Source organism: Caballeronia sp. LZ043, assembly GCF_031451075.1.
Taxonomy (GTDB): domain Bacteria; phylum Pseudomonadota; class Gammaproteobacteria; order Burkholderiales; family Burkholderiaceae; genus Caballeronia.
On the sequence record NZ_JARUXT010000055.1, the window covers coordinates 1 to 656 of the forward strand.

Here is a 656-nt window from a genome sequence, read left to right on the forward strand (position 1 = left end):
CTGTCGTTCGATTCCGCCTCGGGCCTTGCCTGGCCGCCGCATGGCGTGTCGTTGCAGTGGTACCAGCAGGTGATGGATTCGCCGCTGTGGATGCAGGCCGCGACCCGTTCGCTGGTGGTAGGCGTGGGCACCGGTGTGCTGTCGATGGCGATCGGCACGCCCGCGGCCTTCCTGCTGGTGCGCGGCGGCTTGCGCTGGAATGCGGCGATGCTCGCGTTCGTGCTCGCGCCGATCGTCGTGCCGCGCATGATCCTGGCGGTGGGCGTGTTCTATTTCTTCGCGAAGATTGGCCTGGTGGGTTCGTCGCTGGGACTGGTGCTGGCGCACACGGTGGTCGCGGTGCCGTACGTGGTGATCACGATGATGGCCGTGCTGCGCAACTACGACACGCGCCTTGACCTCGCCGCACAGAGCATGGGCGCCCGCACCTTCACGACACTCAGACGCGTAACCTTCCCGATCCTGAGCGCAGGCATGCTCTCCTCGTTCCTGTTCGCGTTTGCGACTTCGTTCGATGAGTTGACCATCGCGCTGTTCTCGTCAGGCGGATTGAGCACGACGCTGCCCAAGCAGTTCTGGGACGAGACCACGATGCAGATCTCGCCGGTGATCGCCGCTGTCTCGACGCTGCTGTTCGTGTTCATCTCCATTCTGAT

1 protein-coding gene is annotated in these 656 nt (G+C 64.2%); it reads left to right on the plus strand.

The annotated features are described in order from the left end of the window. Positions 1-656: ABC transporter permease (locus QCE64_RS36460; protein WP_310009225.1), on the plus strand; the 656-nt coding region annotated here is incomplete at both ends.